Source organism: Bradyrhizobium sp. STM 3809, assembly GCF_000239795.1.
Classification (GTDB): domain Bacteria; phylum Pseudomonadota; class Alphaproteobacteria; order Rhizobiales; family Xanthobacteraceae; genus Bradyrhizobium.
This window is the reverse complement of the sequence record NZ_CAFJ01000050.1, coordinates 1-13,014: the sequence shown is the minus strand read 5'-3', so window position 1 is coordinate 13,014 and position 13,014 is coordinate 1. Positions and strand designations below refer to the sequence as shown.

General features: G+C 63.1%; 17 protein-coding genes. 15 read left to right on the top strand and 2 right to left on the bottom strand.

From position 1 onward, the window contains the following. Positions 1-109 precede the first annotated feature (109 nt). Positions 110-1,066, top strand: coding sequence for a hypothetical protein (locus BRAS3809_RS02275; protein WP_008960485.1), 957 nt, complete (start codon positions 110-112; stop codon positions 1,064-1,066). Positions 1,067-1,071: 5 nt separating this feature from the next. Here BRAS3809_RS02275 and BRAS3809_RS02270 read toward each other — a convergent pair whose 3' ends face one another. Together BRAS3809_RS02270 and BRAS3809_RS35650 are read right to left on the bottom strand one after the other, a co-directional pair. Then, the gene (locus tag BRAS3809_RS02270; RefSeq protein WP_008960484.1) at positions 1,072-1,257 is read right to left on the bottom strand and encodes a hypothetical protein; all 186 of its coding nucleotides are present in this window, start codon (positions 1,255-1,257) and stop codon (positions 1,072-1,074) included. A gap of 89 nt (positions 1,258-1,346) precedes the next feature. Beyond that, positions 1,347-1,904 carry a hypothetical protein gene (locus tag BRAS3809_RS35650; protein WP_139017295.1) on the bottom strand — a complete coding sequence of 186 codons (558 nt, stop codon included), beginning with the start codon at positions 1,902-1,904 and terminating at the stop codon, positions 1,347-1,349. Positions 1,905-1,927: 23 nt separating this feature from the next. On the opposite strand from BRAS3809_RS35650, the gene BRAS3809_RS02260 reads away from it, so the two are divergent. The 14 genes from BRAS3809_RS02260 to BRAS3809_RS02195 all read left to right on the top strand — a co-directional run bounded on the left by BRAS3809_RS02260 (position 1,928) and on the right by BRAS3809_RS02195 (position 12,900). Beyond that, positions 1,928-2,188, top strand: a complete 261-nt coding sequence (locus BRAS3809_RS02260; protein ID WP_008960482.1) for a hypothetical protein — start codon at positions 1,928-1,930, stop codon at positions 2,186-2,188. A gap of 188 nt (positions 2,189-2,376) precedes the next feature. After that, positions 2,377-2,781 (top strand): hypothetical protein, encoded by a 405-nt coding sequence (locus BRAS3809_RS02255; protein WP_008960481.1) that lies wholly within the window; start codon positions 2,377-2,379, stop codon positions 2,779-2,781. A gap of 36 nt (positions 2,782-2,817) precedes the next feature. Next, positions 2,818-3,369: a hypothetical protein gene (locus BRAS3809_RS02250; RefSeq protein WP_139017294.1), complete on the top strand. Its 552-nt coding sequence runs from the start codon at positions 2,818-2,820 to the stop codon at positions 3,367-3,369. A gap of 245 nt (positions 3,370-3,614) precedes the next feature. After that, on the top strand, positions 3,615-3,824 hold the full coding sequence (locus tag BRAS3809_RS36455) for a hypothetical protein (RefSeq protein WP_008960478.1): 210 nt from the start codon (positions 3,615-3,617) through the stop codon (positions 3,822-3,824). A gap of 151 nt (positions 3,825-3,975) precedes the next feature. Next, positions 3,976-4,332, top strand: a complete 357-nt coding sequence (locus BRAS3809_RS02240) for a hypothetical protein (protein ID WP_008960477.1) — start codon at positions 3,976-3,978, stop codon at positions 4,330-4,332. A gap of 187 nt (positions 4,333-4,519) precedes the next feature. After that, positions 4,520-5,413 (top strand): hypothetical protein, encoded by an 894-nt coding sequence (locus tag BRAS3809_RS02235; protein ID WP_240535578.1) that lies wholly within the window; start codon positions 4,520-4,522, stop codon positions 5,411-5,413. Positions 5,414-5,416: 3 nt separating this feature from the next. Beyond that, positions 5,417-6,703: a PBSX family phage terminase large subunit gene (locus BRAS3809_RS02230; RefSeq protein ID WP_035655064.1), complete on the top strand. Its 1,287-nt coding sequence runs from the start codon at positions 5,417-5,419 to the stop codon at positions 6,701-6,703. Between the two features lie 119 nt (positions 6,704-6,822). Beyond that, a complete protein-coding gene (locus tag BRAS3809_RS02225; RefSeq protein ID WP_035655062.1) occupies positions 6,823-7,407 on the top strand; it encodes a hypothetical protein in 585 nt (194 codons plus the stop codon). A 547-nt stretch (positions 7,408-7,954) separates the two neighbouring features. Then, positions 7,955-8,824: a M23 family metallopeptidase gene (locus BRAS3809_RS34565; RefSeq protein ID WP_170323242.1), complete on the top strand. Its 870-nt coding sequence runs from the start codon at positions 7,955-7,957 to the stop codon at positions 8,822-8,824. Positions 8,825-8,986: 162 nt separating this feature from the next. Then, positions 8,987-9,598, top strand: a complete 612-nt coding sequence (locus tag BRAS3809_RS02215) for a portal protein (protein ID WP_052523323.1) — start codon at positions 8,987-8,989, stop codon at positions 9,596-9,598. A 166-nt stretch (positions 9,599-9,764) separates the two neighbouring features. Further along, positions 9,765-10,145 carry a hypothetical protein gene (locus BRAS3809_RS02210; RefSeq protein ID WP_008960472.1) on the top strand — a complete coding sequence of 127 codons (381 nt, stop codon included), beginning with the start codon at positions 9,765-9,767 and terminating at the stop codon, positions 10,143-10,145. After that, positions 10,142-10,834: a hypothetical protein gene (locus tag BRAS3809_RS02205; protein ID WP_008960471.1), complete on the top strand. Its 693-nt coding sequence runs from the start codon at positions 10,142-10,144 to the stop codon at positions 10,832-10,834. The genes BRAS3809_RS02210 and BRAS3809_RS02205 overlap by 4 nt, the downstream gene beginning before the upstream one ends. Positions 10,835-10,946: 112 nt before the next feature. Beyond that, positions 10,947-12,608 (top strand): portal protein, encoded by a 1,662-nt coding sequence (locus BRAS3809_RS02200; RefSeq protein WP_008960470.1) that lies wholly within the window; start codon positions 10,947-10,949, stop codon positions 12,606-12,608. Beyond that, the gene (locus BRAS3809_RS02195; RefSeq protein ID WP_035655068.1) at positions 12,601-12,900 is read left to right on the top strand and encodes a hypothetical protein; all 300 of its coding nucleotides are present in this window, start codon (positions 12,601-12,603) and stop codon (positions 12,898-12,900) included. Before BRAS3809_RS02200 ends, BRAS3809_RS02195 begins: the two co-directional genes overlap by 8 nt. Positions 12,901-13,014: the final 114 nt, after the last annotated feature.

The window sequence follows — 13,014 nt, the reverse complement described above, 5'->3', positions numbered from 1 at the left end:
TAGGACTAGTCCGTATGCGGTCGTCCCCTGGTCTTCGTGCCGCGCTTTGTCTCCGGACTTGTAGGTTCGCGCCGCGCCGGAGTAGCTTCGGCCGCTGGGGGACGTCGGAATGGTGGATGAGGAACCGTTGCCGGGTGAGCGCCGGCCGTGGCGATGGGCCTGCGCTGCGGCGGTCGGCATGACCGTGCTGATGGGGGGCAGCGCGATCGCGAAGGACCAGAAGGGCGGCGATGAGGACGACAAGGACACGTCGTCATCCGGCCTTGCCAATCTCTACATCGATTTTCGCACGAACTACGCGTACGTGCCCGGTGGCTCGCTGTCGACCGGACTCGGCGACGGCTCGCTGTTCGCGACGCTGTCGCAGCTCGCCACGTTGCGCAAGCTGCTCGGCCGTCCCGCACTGCCGGGACGCCCGCAGCTCTCGGCGCCGACCAACCAGGGCGTGGGTGTCGACGTGCCGCTCACGGTGGACCTCGGCGAGGCGCTCTCGCTCTATGGTGGCTTCACCGGCAGCGCGTCCTATAAGAGCGCGTCGGGCTGGTCGGATCTCGCGGTGACCAGCTGGTTCCTCGGATTCCAGGCCGATGTCTACCGGCAGAACGGCGGCGCCATCCCGACCCTCACCTTGCAGTCGACGCTGACACGCTCGGTGCCGGACTCGCTACTGGCGACCACCTCCTTCAATACGGTCGTCGAAGCGAAATACGCGCTCGACCCCGACGAGATGCGCGGCTGGCTGGCGGGCGTTCAGTACACCCATGTGGAGATCGACTCGGCGCTCGCACGGGTCGGGGACACGACCGCCGGTTATCTCGGCGGCTTCTATCAGTGGGACAACAACTGGAAGGTCTCCGCGCGGGTCGGGCTGCAATCGTTCGCCGGCGCCCAGTTGCTCGCGGTCGCGCCGATCGCGTCCTACACGCAGCCGCTGGTCAGGCTCGATCTCGATCGCATGGACGACGACGACAACCGGCTGTTCGGCGTCACGGCGCAGATCGCATGGGCGCCGAAGCCGGTGTATCAGCTCACCGTGCGGACGCCGCTCTACGCGATCAAGGACTGATCTGGCTAGCGCATGCTGACGAACTTGCCCCACAGACCGGCGAGCACCGCGCTCGTCATCATGTAGTGCGGCTTGTCGCAGAACAGGCTGCCGACCTGGCAGACGTCGGCGCCGACGGATCCAAGCTGATGGTCGCCGGCCGCGTAGAACAGTGCGGACAAGGCGGCGAGAACGAATGCGACGACATACATCTTTGAAACCTCCTTCCGGCTCAGCCCGACGGGCGGCGAGACGAACTGACGATCGGCGGCGCATTCGCGCGCTTGACACGTCGGGCAAATCAGGCGCATTTTGCCATCGTCGCAGAAATCATAGAGCCCGCGCCGAGCACTCGGCAGCGGGCTTTTGATTTGCTGCGGCGAGCAGTTGCCGCCGTGGTTAGCGAAATCGGAAAGTCCGGCCGCTGCATTTCGATCAAATTTGACACGTCGGGCAAATCACTGGCATGATGCCAATATCGAAATTTCCGAAATAACGGCGGGCGCAACCTGGGACGCGACAGTCGCAGGAAGCAATCGTTCGAGGACGGCTGGCCTCGCTGCGCCCGGATGAACCTCGTCGCCATTCGGCAATCTTTGCACGCCTTTTCATCCGGATATTGACCGTCCCGCGCGAACGGGGCGGCCGCGGGCATGGCGATCGTCGTCGCGCCCGCAGCGGTCCCTCGCGGGATAGGGTTCGCGCCCGAAGCGATCGCGTTGGCCGCGATCCGCCGCGCCTTTCTCCCATCAGCCGAACAGGACAGGATGATGACCGCTTCTCTGATTTCGCCCGTCTGGGCGGGACTCGTCGCGATGGCCGCCGGCGACGGGCGGGCGTGACCACGTTCAACGTTCAATCTGCAAAACCCGGGAAGCGACAATGTCGAAGACGATCACCGAAATCCGATCGATCGCGCGCGGCCATACCAGGACGGCGATCAACACGCTGGTCGGGGTGATGCGTTCCCCCAAGGCGACGCATGCTGCGCGCGTGTCGGCCGCCAACGCCATCCTCGATCGCGGCTGGGGCAAGGCACCGCAGGCGCTGCAGAACGGCGAGGACGGCGCGCTGGAGCTGATCCACCGCATCGAGCGCGTGATCGTGCAGCCGGACGATTCCGATGACGCGCAGGAGAGCTGACGAAGCAGGAATGGCGTTGCTACTGGTTCGCTCGATGTTGACGGTTGAGTCTTCGTGTTCTACTTTTGTTCTGCGAGCGCGCGCCGCACGTCTATCGGTTGATGGCGATCGAGATGCAGCCGGGTCACACGCCAGGATCAATGCGGCCCATGGGGCAAAGGGCGGCTCGTGTTCTCACGCGACGGCTCGTGGTCGGCTTCATCCTGCTAGGCTTATCTTGCCGCTCCGCGATCGGCGGCGATTTCATCCTCAACTATGCCGTCGAAGCTGAGGGCAAGACAGGCAGCGGCCGACTCGAGGGCTGTGGCCCCGAACGCATTTGCCGCTTCAGGGCTGCTGAGTTGGACGTCGACGTCCTCGTCTATCCGGATGGCCGTGGCTTTGCCATGGACATGGTCGTTCGCGGCGCGCCGGGCTGCTGCTACACGGTCGATAGCCGGGAACGATTTGCATCGGCCGTAAAACCAGGTTTGCTGCGCATTGCGATCTATCGGCGCCTGTCGTCAGGCCCCGATGACTTCGTCAGAACCCCGTTCTCTTGGAATGGGCGGATCGGAACCATTTATCTCGATTTTCAGCAGAGCGTCCAGTGAACCATTGGACAAGATCATGCCGAAAAAGGATAGAACATGACCGACACCCGAGGTCTCATCGAACAAGCTCCACTACCTGCGCCTGGGGCGCCAAGCATCGCGCCTGGCGACCGGCCGCGTGTTTTCAGTTTCATAACACGACAGCTGGACGACATGATCAACGGAGACGGGTCCTACGATCCCGAAGGGCACAAGAAGGACCCGGACGCCTTGCTGAAAGATCTGACCGGCTTCTACAGTTCCGTCGAATTGGTGAGCAAGCAGTTGGATGATCCAACCCATATCATGGCGGACGTACTGGATCAGCTCAAGAGATTCAAAGACGCCTTCTCCTCGTCGGCGAGATGGAGCGACTCGAGCTACGAAAAAGACAGGCGTATCGAACTGCCGTCGACGCTCATTCCGGAGACACGAGACCGGAATGTCATCGATATTGATGCTTTCGGAGGACCGTTCGCACCGCCCATGCCCTGGAAGGTGCCGAGAAAGGACCGTAACGCATTGGCGATCGAGCCGGAGCAACGGACAGTCGGTGCAAGCCCCGTTCCTTCTCGTTGGCTATCCACGCGGCTAGTCTATGCTTCCTGAGGATTGCGAGGCCCTCATTCCTTTCTCCCCTAATGAAGCTCTGACGCAAAGTGGCTGTGAGATCCGCGTTCGAGGATTGGCCGACTTGCATTCGTCCTGATTGACTAGATCCATTCGTGCCGAAACCTATGAGCTGAGCCACTACCTCAAGAGAGCGCGGTAATTGTCCATCCTCAAGATTCTCACCGCGAAAGTGTTCGAGCCGCTACTGGCCCCCACGCGCTACAAGGGCGCGTTCGGCGGCCGTGGCTCGGGCAAGTCGCATTTTCTTCGGCGAACTCCTGGTCGAGACCTGCCAGGCTGAGCGCGGCACGCTTGCGGCCGGCATCCGCGAGGCGCAGCGCACGCTGGCGCAATCGTCCAAACGGCCGATCGAGGACAAGATCGCAGGTCTCGGCGTCGCGGGGCGTCCGTCGTCCTTGCTGGCTGCCGTTGACAATTCCTGCGGGCTCTGATGTTCTGTCTTCGTTCTAGGCAGAGTATTGGTCCGCGCAACTCTGTCGCTTTGCAGTCGTCTCAAGGTCGACGGCCGCCAAGTGATGATGGTCGCGGTGAGGGTCGTACGGCAGTAGCTTGCAAGAGTTGCGACGGAAGAGGAGGGGAATTGTGCGGCTCAACAAGGGAGGGCTGATCGCTTCGGCTCTCTACGTGGTGCATTTTCTGCTGTTCAGTTGCCTGTCTTACTTCGCCAGCTTGAAGGCGAGCGTCTTGTTGGCTGAAGCGGCTGTTCTCCCGGCCGGGTTGGTCCTTGGTTGGGTATGGCCAGCCCTTGGTCTCCAGGATCCGCCCTTCAGCACAGAGAGTTGGATGAACAGCTATGGCTTCTATGCTCCCGTGAGCCTGGTCATCTCCTACCTGTTCGGATGGATGCTCCATACGATCTGGCGTCTGCTTGTCAGATACGTTGGGCCGGGTCTTGAGCAGATCGACACTGCGTTGATCAAGCGACTCAATCGCGATTAGTCGCACGCCGCGAACACGCGTATGGCTGCGATGTCGATGCGGCGGCAAGCGCTGGCTCGCGTAATTTGCACGGGCCGATGCATCTATGCTCGCGCCTCTTGCGGTCGCTCGACTGATGCGACGAAGAGCTGCCAGCGGCGTTTGTCCGGATCGCCGGGCTGCCGCCCGGCACGCGACGTCGCGGGCGATGCATTTTACCAAAACATTTCTCAGCAAAGCGGAAGCGACGATGGCTGCTCGACACGCGCTCACATTTCAGATCAACCCCAGTTTGCCCGGTCACGCCGCCGTCGTGGTCAGCGATCCGACCGGGCAGCTGTATGCTGGCTTCGGTCCGCAGCACCATGGCTCGATCTCAGACCAAGGAAAATTTGACGCTCATACGATGCAGAACGGAAAAGCGCCACCGAACGACTTTTCCAGCGTCGCGGATGACGGTCAGTATGCGACATTCACAGTTCCCATCACCGAAAGGCAGGCCGATCTCGCCCGTGGGGAGATCGCGAAGATCGGGGCCGAACCTCTCTTGTACAATGGCTGGGATCTTGCCCGTTTCTCGCAAGATCCCAGGATTTGTACTTCGATCGTGAACAGGATCACCGAAGCGGCAGGGCTTGGAAAACACCTCTACCCGGTGCCACAAGCCAATTATGAGTATCTCTCCGATATCGCCGACACACTTGCCAAGGATCCGAAAGCGCAGCGATTGGCTCGAACGGGATTGCCGATCCCTGAAGCCCTGCGCGGTCTTCAGAAGGACTACGCATATGTCGGCGGCGGTGCCGATACGCCCTCCGAGCGATTGGGACGATTTCCCGCTGGCTCGGCCGACGACGAGGGGCCTGTCGCGACTCCATCCTTCGACGAGAGGTTTGGAGATGCGATCGATCCAAGGGCCGGAGCGGTCCTGCCAAGCTGGGTCGAGCCCGGGCTCGTGAGCGCGGACAAGCGTCAGCCCGTTCGCCGTCTCCGATCGCGGCAGGCGACTCCGGCTGGCCCCGCCGTCTTTGACTCCGGCGCGCCGCCTGTACCCTTCCTGTCGGCCCCGTGGACGGCTCAAACGCCGCGCAGTAGCAGGTGATCATTGTCGACATTAAAGATCCCGACCGCGAAAGTGTTCGAGCCGCTGCTCGCGCCGGCGCGCTACAAGGGCGCGTTCGGCGGTCGGGGCTCGGGCAAGTCGCATTTCTTCGGCGAACTGCTGGTCGAGACCTGCCAGGCCGAGCGCGGCACGCTCGCCGTCTGCATCCGCGAGGCGCAGCGGACGCTGGCGCAGTCGTCGAAGCGGCTGATCGAAGGCAAGGTCGCGAGCCTCGGCCTCGGCCAGGGCTTCAGGCCGTTCAACGACCGCATCGCGACGCCGGGCGACGGATTGATCATTTTTCGCGGCATGCAGGATCACACCGCGGAATCGATCAAGTCGCTGGAGGGTTTCCGTATCGCCTGGATCGACGAGGCGCAGACCTTGAGCGCGCGCTCGCTGTCGCTGCTGCGGCCGACGATCCGCGCGCCGCGCTCCGAATTGTGGGCGAGCTGGAATCCGCGCCGCAAGTCCGATGCCGTCGACGACTTCCTGCGTGGCCGCAAGCCTCACGGCGCGGTGGTGGTGAAGGCGAGCTGGCGCGACAATCCGTGGTTTCCGGCGGTGCTGGACGAGGAGCGCCGGCTCGACCTTGCGCTCTACCCCGACCGCTACGAGCACATCTGGGAGGGCGACTACGTGCGCGCGTTCGAAGGAGCCTATTTCGCCGACCTGTTGGCGCAGGCGAGGCGCGATGGACGGATCGGCAAGGTCGCCGCGGATCCGCTGCTGCCGTTGCGGGCCTTCATCGACATCGGCGGCGCCGGAGCCACCGCCGACGCCTTCACGATCTGGGTCGTGCAGTGGGTGGGCAGCGAAGTCCGCGTGCTGGACTATTACGAGGCGGTCGGCCAGGTGCTGGCCTTCCACGTCAACTGGCTGCGGGCCCGCGGCTATCAGAGCGCTATTCTCTATCTTCCGCATGACGGACTCGCGACCAATGCCGTCACCGGCAAACGCTACGCCGACCATCTGCGCGAGGCCGGCTTTGCCGTCGAGCCGCCGGTCAGGAACCAGGGCAGGGGGGCCGCGATGATACGGATCGAGGCGCTGCGCCGGCTCGGTCCGCAACTCTGGTTCAACGAGACGACGACGGAGGCGGGACGCGAGGCGCTGGGGTTCTACCATGAGCGCAGGGACGAGACGCGCAACGTCGGGCTCGGTCCCGAGCACGACTGGTCGTCGCACGCCGCCGACGCGCTCGGCCTGATGGCGATCTGCTACGAGGCGCCGGGACGCGTCATGAGCTTCAACCGGCCGATCCGATATCAGGATGCGGGGTGGCGCTGACCCTGCATCGTCTGATGATCAAGCCAGTGCGATATGCAGCCAGAAGGCGATTGCACGGTCGGAACAAAGCGTGTACAAATTTGCATGATTGTCAACCAGAATGACCGATCGGACATCTCATGCCCCCGTCTATGCGTCCAGTCGCCGCAGCGTTGGCGCTTACTGCGTTTACTTTGAATGTTGCCTTCGGTGGTCAGAATGAGTTCGACGATTCGCCGGATAAGGTCGTGAAGCGTCCTGCCGGAGCCCTTGGACCGTGCATGGAGTTCGTCCAGATCAAGTTGACCGAGAAGCAGATCATCGGGCTTCTTGCTGCGGCCGATGAAATCAATCAGATCCGAGAGAATAGCCACGACGGGTTCTACCAGACAGGTCCGGAGACGACGGCGAAGCTGGATGCGGCTGCCAGGAAGTACGACCTGAGCGGTTATGATGAGTTCAAGACGATACGAGCAAATGTCATTCAGGTCTTTACAGGCTACGATGACGTAACCAAACGGTACGTTGGCCGGGAGCAATTGATCCGACTTCAAGTCGCTCGAATCAAGGCGGATCGACGAATCCCTGCAAATGAGAAGGTCCACGAGATCGAGATCACCGAGGCCCAGCGCCAATGTACGATTCCTGCTATCAGATTCAGGAGCAACATCGATCTCGTTCACGAGCATTACGCGCCTCTTCGTTCCAGCGATTTCCAGAAATAAGCGACCTCGACGCAGCCTTGTTCGCGCCAGCAGTCTGCTGCCGGCATCTCTTCTTCACCGATGCAAGGCTGCTGGCTGACAAGGGCTTGTGCGCGGTTGTGCCGAAGCCAGGTCGCTAGCGACGGAATCCCTCGGCCTACGACGATCCCGCAAAGCGAGGACGACACCCAGCGCGCGACAGCTCGGACGCCCAGCCCGACATGGCAGATGCCATTCGACGGTCGGCTTCCATCGAGATGATGCGCCATGTTCTGAGCCGACGTCCCCGCTGATCCGCAACGGGACAGATGAACCTCGAGGGTCGTCGACCGCTTCCCGAAGGCGCAGCTTGGCCCTCAGCAGCAGTAACGGCCCTGGTCCATCGCCGGGTGTCGTCCGTACCGGGGCTCACGTCATCAACAGTCACATCTCATCAGGGAAATCACCGATGTCATGGGAACAAGCATTGCGGCGCATGCTTCAGCCGGTCACGGATGGAGCGAACGTCACTCATGTCTCACACATGACGAGCCCTCCTGGGCCGAGGTGGCGAAAAAGCTGGGGGAGAATGCAGGACCACCAGGGAGCGGATGGCAACTACGAAGGCGGCCAGACGCTGCCGCTGAACAGAAGCTATCCCGCGCTTCGATCGCCGGTGTCGGGGGTCGTCACCCGGGCGGGTGAGGGAGGGTACGGAACGATCGCCATCCAGGACAAGGACGGTGTCTCGCACCAGCTCCTTCATACGCACTCTCAGCACGTGCGAGTTGGCGACGCCGTCATGGCAGGCGAATTGGTTGGGACGATGGGTAACATGGGCGTCGATCGGCCCGGCGTCGAAGGCGGAGATTTTCATCTGCACTACCAGATCAAGGATCGTCACGGCCGAACGCTCAATCCGGTCGACTACTGGAACGAACAAGGCCCGATCGATCCAGATCCGTATCTGGCTCCCTATTTGAACGAGCAGCATCAGTACGATCGTCAAGTCGCGTCTACCGTCGACAGCGTATTCGGTAAAATCCCCACGTCCGGACCTCGCTATGGGGCGCGCCCGGTCGATGCATCTCGCTCGAACGCCGATGCTCCGGCATTGCCATCATCGCCGACGAGTCCGACACGCATTCTGCGTTCGCGGCGAGCAGTCGAGCGAGTGGTTGATGCGCCGGCAACGACACCGAACGAGCTGGCGGCCCCTGGTTACGTTCCGTCCTTCGCTGACCGGTTTGGGGGATGGACGTCCGAGGCGGGAACGAGCGCCCCGATCACACCCGATCGACGATTTGTTCCGCCCCCCACCTCGGGGCAACCTCAAGGACTTATCGCTGGAGCGCCTGGAGCCGATTATCCATTTCCTCCGCCGAGCGCGGGCGAGAGCATGCCAGGATTCGAAGACTGGGCCGCTCTCAGGCGCAAGTCGCCGAACTGGAGCAAATGAGGTGGCTCCCTGCCCGTCCGATCTCCGGTCGGCCAGTTAGCACTTGGTGAGTACGGCGTCCGATATGGGCGTGGCGTTCGCCCTGGCGCCAGCCGCGCGATGACCGCAACGCAAAACCTGCAACGGCCAACATGCTCCGATAGAAGCGATATGGATCTGATCATGCCGAAAATGTCTCACGCCGACCTCAAGACCATGCTCGCGGCCGAAAAAGCCGACGCGCTCGCCGCCATTTCGGCGGCGCGGCTCGCCGAGGAGCGTGCCGATGCCATGGACTACTATCTCGGCAATATGAAGAAGGACATGCCGGCCCAGGAAGGGCGCTCACGCGCCGTCTCGACCGATGTCGCCGATACGGTCGAAGGTCTGATGCCGCACCTGATGGACATCTTCGCGGGATCCGACGAGGTCGTGAGGTTCGAGCCGGTCGGTCCAGAGGACGAGGCGGCGGCAGCGCAGGAGACCGATTATGTCAATCACGTCTTCATGCAGCAGAACCCCGGTTTCATGATCCTCTACGCCTTCATCAAGGATGCTCTTCTGTCGAAGGTCGGCGTCGTCAAGGTGTGGTGGGAAGAGCGCGAGGAGGAGAGCCGCGAGACCTACTACGATCTCACCGAGGACCAGTTCGCGCTGCTGGCGCAGTCCGTCATGGAGTCCGACGGCGCCATGCGGATCGTGGCGCATTCGGTGCGCGGCCGGCGGCAGGACGTCCAACTGGACGGCGCCGGCATGGCGGCGGCTGAAATTGACCCCGGCGGCGGCCGGGCGTAAGCGCGATAGCGGCCGCAGCTATGCCCGCTACCCGGCAATTCGAAGAGAAGCCGACCGGCCGCTGCATCAGGCGCGTTCCAGGACATGGTAGTCTCAACTCGTCGTAACTCGCTTTCAAGCCGATGCGCGTGTCGCAAGCGCAAAGCCTAGTAACAAGGACAAGTCGATGGCAGCCGTATTCTTTGTCCTCGGGGGATTTCTCCTTTTCGTCACCGCCATCCGTACGCATGCAGTGTATCACGCCATTCTCGATACGCTGCCTCCCCAGTTTCAGGATGACTGGACGTCGCGTTACGCATTCTCGGTTTATGCCCTGGAGCCGACGACGCCATTGGACGTGCAGGTCTCCTACATCAAGGCCATGGGTCTGTCGTGCCCAGCCTTTCTGTCGATCTCCCTCGGCTTCTTTGCTGCCGGCAATGTCGTGCTCGGCTGCGGTGGCCTGCTGGCCTTCGCGGTCGCGAGTTACAGCGCGCTACAGGGGTGGAACACCTACAAATCGAATCGCGATCGGCCGGTCGATCGTGGTGAGGAGACAGGTCAATGACCAAAGGAACTTATGGCGGTGGCACGTTCGGCATTCCCACCTTCCTGGGAGGCCTCGGCGGCGGGCTCTACATCGACAATCATGGGCGGGTTTACCCGCAGGTCTATTACGGCACGCCGCGCGCCGGACTTTCGGCGGGCTACACGGACGATCTCGAAGGCTTGTTGACGGGGCCGTCGATCTCCGGGAGTCCGGGGGGCGGGGTGATCCGTCCCAATGCGGGATTCAGCGGCGGAGCTTCCGGCTTCGGGATCGGGACGCCTGGTGTCGGAGTCACTTACGGCTTTGGTCCGCTCGAGATGTCGCAGGACGTCTCGCGTCCCTGGGCCAAGACCATCGTCCGGGATCGGGCCGCGATGGCCGGAGTCCCCAGCCGCTACAACGTGTTCGAGTATGGCTTTCCTGATCTTCACGACGCGCCGGCGGGGGATCTCGCTCAGCAGCCAGCGGCCATGAACAAGGCTCGAGCGGCGGCGACCTCGTCCGGCCGTTCAGGAGAGACGTCGGTCTTCGACACCGGAGGCCCGCGGTTTCCTTATCCATTCGCCGGCACCTTATCCGGTCCCGGCGCGCCTGCCGCGCGCAGCGATGCAGCCGAGGCGGCACAAGACCGGCCGTCCGCAGGCGGGCTACTCGGCATGATCCAAGACTATATGCGCGCCACCCAAGGCGGCCGCTCGGGGTTCTGAGCTGAAAGCTGCCGGAGGCGCCGAGGATCCGACCCGGACGCCCCATTTGGTTCGACAGCGCTCTGACTGCGCGTGCCGTCCTTTTCCGCCATCCGTCTGAACGAGTCCCACCATGACCATGTCCTTGCCGTCGGCGCCGTTGCAACCGGTGCCGGCACCGATCACGCACGACGTCACGATCGTCACCACGCGCAAGTTCGCCCAGGCCCGGGTGATGGGCGTGCCGCCGGAAGAGTTCGGCATCGAGCGCGGTGCGCGCTCGATCCGCGACTGCAACTACTGCTTTCACGACATCGTCACCAAGACCGAGGCGCAGCTGATCGCCGAAGGCTTCGACGCGGCACAGATCAGGTCGCTCGGCGATGATAGCGACACCGCCAGAACGGAAACCTTGGCGCGCGATACGGTCGACGAGCATTCGCTCGTGTCGTCGAGCGCGTCGAATTCGGGCACCAGGCTGGTCCGGATCACGGAGCATTACCTCCGGATGGACTATGAAGGCGAGGGCAGGCCATGCCTGTACCAGATCATCACAGGCGGCGACCAAGGCGAGATCCTGCGCAAGGACGGCCAGGACTGCATCACGCCATTCAACGCCATTCCCTTCGCAGCGACCACGCCGGTGCCGATGACGCATCGCTTCTTCGGCCGTTCGATCGCCGATCTCGTGATGCCGCTGCAGCGTGAGAAGACGGCGCTGAAGCGCGGCGCGCTGGATAACCTCTACTTGCACAACAACCCGCGGGTCGAGGTGGCCGAGGCCAACGCCGGACCCAATACGCTCGACGACCTCCTTGTGTCGCGTCCCGGCGGCGTCGTGCGCACCAAGACGGCGGGCGGCCTGAACTGGCAGGTGGTGCCCGACATCACGAGCTCGATCTATCCGATGCTGCAATATATCGACGCCGAGCTCGAGAGCCGCTCCGGGCTGGCGAAACAGGCGCAGGGCATCGACGCCAATGCGCTGCAGAACCAGTCGGCAACCGCGGTCGCGCAGGTGTTCTCCGCATCGCAGATGCGCATCAAGCTGATCGCCCGGATCATGGCCGAGGGCGTCCGCGACATGTTCGGCCTGCTCCATGCGACCATCCGCAAGCACGGCCAGCAGCGCCAGACGGTGCGGCTGCGCAACGCCTGGGTTGAGGTCGACCCGCGCAGCTGGAAAACGCGCGACGACATGACGATCGAGGTCGGGCTCGGCTCCGGCGGCAAGGCGCAGCAATTCGCGCAGACCATGGCGATCGCCAATGTGCAGAAGGAGCTGGTGATGGCCGGCAAGCTCAACCTGGTCGGCGACCGCGAGCTCTACAACACGGCCGCCGAGCTGACGCGGATCATGGGGCACAAGAATCCCGCCCGGTTCTTCAACGATCCGGCCGCGATTGATCCGCGGACCGGCAGGCTGCTGCATCCGCCGCCGGCGCCGCCTCAACCGCCGCCCGATCCGAAGCTGATTGCCGCGCAGGCGCGCGCGCAGGCCGAGCAGGCGGTCGCCGCGCACAAGGCGCAGCTGGCGCAGCAGCAGGCGCACAACGACCTCGTCCATCAGCAAGTCAAGATGCATGCGGAGATCGAACTCGCCAAGATCAAGGCCGGGCTGGACGCGAAGATCGCGCTGCTCGATGCGCATCTCAAGACCGTCGAGGCGGCACAGCAGCGCGAGCAGGCGCGGTCCGCTCACGAGATGAAGATTGCCGAAGCGGCGGTCGACGTTGCGGCTGCCGCACACGCCGATCGACAGTCCCATGGCCAAGTGGAGCGTCGCGATGACTGACGAAGGCAGACTGGAGCGAACGGCGGCGCGCGGACTGCGCGCGAAGGCACTGTTGGACGACGAACTGCTCACGGGCGCCTTCGATGCGCTGGAGGCGCGCTACAGCGCGGCATGGCGGCAGACCGTGATCGATGATGTCGCGGGCCGCGAGAAGCTGTTCCTCGCCATCAACATCGTCGGCAAGGTGCGCGACCATCTTGGCGCGATCCTTGCCAACGGCAAGCTGGCGGAGGCCGAGCTGAAGGAGCTGGCGCAGACAGCGGAGCGCGGGAGGCGGTTGGGCGTGTTCTAATTGTCCCGACGAGACCGAAGGCGTCGCTAGCCGCATTGACATGTTCCCTGTTTGTTCCTATGATGACCCCCGTGGGTTATTTTCGATGACCGGACGGTCCGGCGGCGGGAAGAG

What these genes read in the sequence shown, in the direction of transcription:
- BRAS3809_RS02275 (WP_008960485.1), top strand. Translation starts at nt 110, where the DNA reads ATGGTGGATGAGGAACCGTTGCCGGGTGAGCGCCGGCCGTGGCGATGG.
- BRAS3809_RS02270 (WP_008960484.1), bottom strand. Translation starts at nt 1,257, where the DNA reads ATGTATGTCGTCGCATTCGTTCTCGCCGCCTTGTCCGCACTGTTCTAC.
- BRAS3809_RS02260 (WP_008960482.1), top strand. Translation starts at nt 1,928, where the DNA reads ATGTCGAAGACGATCACCGAAATCCGATCGATCGCGCGCGGCCATACC.
- BRAS3809_RS02250 (WP_139017294.1), top strand. Translation starts at nt 2,818, where the DNA reads ATGACCGACACCCGAGGTCTCATCGAACAAGCTCCACTACCTGCGCCT.
- BRAS3809_RS02235 (WP_240535578.1), top strand. Translation starts at nt 4,520, where the DNA reads ATGCATTTTACCAAAACATTTCTCAGCAAAGCGGAAGCGACGATGGCT.
- BRAS3809_RS02225 (WP_035655062.1), top strand. Translation starts at nt 6,823, where the DNA reads ATGCCCCCGTCTATGCGTCCAGTCGCCGCAGCGTTGGCGCTTACTGCG.
- BRAS3809_RS34565 (WP_170323242.1), top strand. Translation starts at nt 7,955, where the DNA reads ATGCAGGACCACCAGGGAGCGGATGGCAACTACGAAGGCGGCCAGACG.
- BRAS3809_RS02215 (WP_052523323.1), top strand. Translation starts at nt 8,987, where the DNA reads ATGCCGAAAATGTCTCACGCCGACCTCAAGACCATGCTCGCGGCCGAA.
- BRAS3809_RS02210 (WP_008960472.1), top strand. Translation starts at nt 9,765, where the DNA reads ATGGCAGCCGTATTCTTTGTCCTCGGGGGATTTCTCCTTTTCGTCACC.
- BRAS3809_RS02205 (WP_008960471.1), top strand. Translation starts at nt 10,142, where the DNA reads ATGACCAAAGGAACTTATGGCGGTGGCACGTTCGGCATTCCCACCTTC.
- BRAS3809_RS02200 (WP_008960470.1), top strand. Translation starts at nt 10,947, where the DNA reads ATGACCATGTCCTTGCCGTCGGCGCCGTTGCAACCGGTGCCGGCACCG.
- BRAS3809_RS02195 (WP_035655068.1), top strand. Translation starts at nt 12,601, where the DNA reads ATGACTGACGAAGGCAGACTGGAGCGAACGGCGGCGCGCGGACTGCGC.